The sequence below is a fragment of the Tabrizicola sp. TH137 genome (assembly GCF_002855575.1).
Classification (GTDB): Bacteria; Pseudomonadota; Alphaproteobacteria; order Rhodobacterales; family Rhodobacteraceae; genus Paragemmobacter.
Genome location: NZ_PKRQ01000032.1, coordinates 1 through 2,958, shown reverse-complemented (window position 1 = coordinate 2,958; position 2,958 = coordinate 1). Strand labels below are relative to the sequence as shown.

Sequence of the window (2,958 nt, the reverse complement as noted above, 5' to 3'; positions counted from 1 at the left end):
TGCGCCTCGGTCAGCCAGAATAGGTTGCTCATCGTTCAGTCTCCTTGCGGAGCCTGAATCATGCTGCAAGAGGAAGATCAATGGGTCCTGACCCTAGTTCCACTGGGAGCTCATGCATTTCGGCGCCCAGGTCGTCGGCCTCCGCCCCTTTGCGCCTGCTTAAGTTAGAGGAGTGCCGGTTTCCCGGTGACGGGTTGAGGGTTGGGAGATTGGCTCCCGGCGCCCGTCGCGGGAGATAACCGATGGGTGTCGTGGAAGTTCTGGATCTGGTCGCACCGACGCGGGCAGGTGGCTGGAAAGTGGATGTTAGCCGGGGTGAGCGGAGCGGGCGAGTGTCGTCCGAATGGTTCAACCGGCCCGATGATGAGCGATATCTGTCGCTCGATGATCTCTGGGCCAATGTGAAAGGCCGGTCCGAGCGCAGTCGCAGCCGTGTGGTGCAGACGGCGGAAATCCGGGTCGAGGCGGCGCGCGACAACCCTGAGCGGCTACACCTGAGGCTGCCGAAAGCGCACGAGCCGGTCGCGCCCACGCATTGGGCGTTCGGCCAGCTTGCCAGCATCGTCGGCGCGCCGGCCTCCTACCTGCGGCAGCTGCCCGCGCCGCTGGCAGGGATCAACCTGCAATACGGTCTGACCAACCATCGCGCCGAGCAGGTCAAGACCTTCGAGACGGAAGACGGCCGCACCGAACTGCGTGCAGTGACCGGCCCCGACTATGGCCGTATCCATGACCATGAACTGGTCGAGGCCGTGCAGCGCATCGCGGGCAATGGCACGGGCGACACGCGCTGGAAGGTGCCGGGCGTGCTCGACTGGTCGACCGGGGTCTACAACCCCGATGTCGAGATCAGCCGCGACACGACCACGCTCTATGCCTCTGACCGCGATGTCTTTCTGTTCCTCGTCGATGATCACAACCCGATCGAGGCGGGACGGCTTCCCGACGGCTCTCCCGACCTCTACTTCCGGGGCTTCTACTGCTGGAACTCCGAGGTGGGCGCGAAGACGCTCGGCATGGCGAGCTTCTACCTGCGGGCAGTGTGCCAGAACCGCAATCTGTGGGGCGTCGAGGATTTCCAGGAGATCACCATCCGCCACTCGAAATACGCGGCCTCCCGCTTCGCGCATGAGGCGGCCCCGGCGCTGACGCGCTTCGCCAATTCCTCGCCGCAGGGCTTCGTGAACGGCATCAAGGCCGCACGGCAGCAGATCGTCGCGCGGACGGACGAGGACCGGGATGACTTCCTGCGCAAGCGCGGCTTCTCGAAGGCGGAGTCAGGCAAGATCATCGAAAAGGTGCTGATGGAAGAGGGCCGCCCGCCCGAGAGCATCTTCGATTTCGTACAGGGCATCACGCGGCTCGCGCGCGACAAGACCCAGCAGGATGCCCGGCTCGACATGGAAGGGCGCGCCAAGAAGCTCCTCGACCGGGTCGGCTGAGGCTGGGCTCGGCAACGCGACCGCCCTCGCGCGCGGCGGTCGCACTTTCCACTTCCACACGCACGCTAATGGCCCCGCCCCGAGAGGGCAGGGGGCTTCGGCCTGCGCATTTCAGCGGGAACTCCCATGACCCCCCAGGAAGAAACCATCGTCCTCGAAGCCCGTGACATCCTCGGCCGCTACCTGAGCCAAAACCCGGTCATCGGCAGTTGGCAGGCGCTGATGGACTATTGTGCTCTGACCGTCCGAGGTCCGATCGAGCGCTTCCACGTCCTCTATCTCGACCGCAAGAACCGCATCATCTCCGATGAGCTTCTCTCGACAGGCACGGTCGACCATGTCCCGGTCTATCCGCGCGAGGTGATCAAGCGAGCGCTGATGCTTAACGCCAGCGCCCTGATCCTGATCCACAACCGCCCATCGGGCGATCCGACGCCCTCGGAGGCGGATCTCAGCATGACCAAGGAAATCCAGAAAGGCTGCAAGTACCTCGGGCTGACGCTGCACGACCACATCATCGTCGGCGCCGGGACGGAGCTGAGCCTGCGGGCCCTCGGCAAGCTCTGAGAGCCCATCGGACCCATCACCGCTGCCCCTTCGAGGAAGAGGGCGGCGGTTTGGTCTTTGACGGATGAAGCGGGGAGAGAGGCTTCTCGCGCCGTCGGAGATCTTCCCATGTTCGACTTGCCCCTGCCCATCCACCCGACCGCTTACGCGCGGGGCGTCCCACCGCATTTTCCCTCGGACGACGTTGACCACAGTCACCCCTTCGCCCTGACCCTGTCGCGCCGCGCACCGGCTGAACTCATGTCGGGCCAGGCCGCCCCGCTGGTCCTCGCCCGCTTCGCGACGCTGGCCGAGGCCATGCAGGGCGCAATCGACCACGCCGAGAGGATCGCCCCAGATGCCGCGCCCCAGCTTCTGGCGATCCTCGACCGCGACGAGCGCCTTGTGCTGGCCGGGGCCGCTAGCGACCACGCCGTCGCCTGGTGCCACCCGGTGACGAGCACGGTCGAAGCGCGGGGCGTCGTGACCGAGGCAAGCCAGCTGCGCGCGCAGGTCGGCCGCGCGACTGCCTGGGGCGAGCCGGATCTGGCGCAACGGCTGCGCTACCGCGCCGATCTTCTGGAAGCGCGTCTCGTCGACCCGCTCTGGCGCGCCTTTGCCGCCCGGGCGTTGCAGGTCGCTGCCTGAGGCCCGAGAGGCAGAGAAGGGCAGGGGGGATTTGGAGTTCGTCCGGGGGAGAGAGATCGCCTCGGCCTGCTCCGATCTCTTCCCCTTACCGGAGACACATTATGAGCCTGACCGAACCCACCCTCGCGCCGCCGATGGCGCCCCCGACCGTCGACTTGGCGCAGATCTTCGCCGCTCATACCGAGCGCGCGTCCCGCATCGAAGCCTTGCACCCCGGCAACAAGTACCGCCTCTTCGACGGCCTCACGGCCGCCGGCATCACCCATGTCACCGTGACCTTCGACGGTGCTGGAGACAGCGGCCAGATCGAAAGCATCGGCGC

Annotated in this window: 4 protein-coding genes; all 4 read left to right on the top strand. The window is 66.2% G+C overall.

Annotated elements, in window-relative coordinates:
* The first annotated feature begins 242 nt into the window (after positions 1–242).
* Positions 243–1,442: a DUF932 domain-containing protein gene (locus C0V75_RS22600; RefSeq protein WP_101923224.1), complete on the top strand. Its 1,200-nt coding sequence runs from the start codon at positions 243–245 to the stop codon at positions 1,440–1,442.
* A gap of 126 nt (positions 1,443–1,568) precedes the next feature.
* Positions 1,569–2,009, top strand: a complete 441-nt coding sequence (locus tag C0V75_RS22595) for a RadC family protein (protein WP_101923223.1) — start codon at positions 1,569–1,571, stop codon at positions 2,007–2,009.
* A gap of 108 nt (positions 2,010–2,117) precedes the next feature.
* The gene (locus C0V75_RS22590) at positions 2,118–2,636 is read left to right on the top strand and encodes a DNA repair protein RadC (protein ID WP_101923222.1); all 519 of its coding nucleotides are present in this window, start codon (positions 2,118–2,120) and stop codon (positions 2,634–2,636) included.
* 101 nt (positions 2,637–2,737) lie between these two features.
* On the top strand, positions 2,738–2,958 hold a 221-nt coding region (locus tag C0V75_RS22585), incomplete at its 3' end, for a DUF6878 family protein (protein ID WP_371410722.1).

What these genes read in the sequence shown, in the direction of transcription:
- C0V75_RS22600 (WP_101923224.1), top strand. Translation starts at nt 243, where the DNA reads ATGGGTGTCGTGGAAGTTCTGGATCTGGTCGCACCGACGCGGGCAGGT.
- C0V75_RS22595 (WP_101923223.1), top strand. Translation starts at nt 1,569, where the DNA reads ATGACCCCCCAGGAAGAAACCATCGTCCTCGAAGCCCGTGACATCCTC.
- C0V75_RS22590 (WP_101923222.1), top strand. Translation starts at nt 2,118, where the DNA reads ATGTTCGACTTGCCCCTGCCCATCCACCCGACCGCTTACGCGCGGGGC.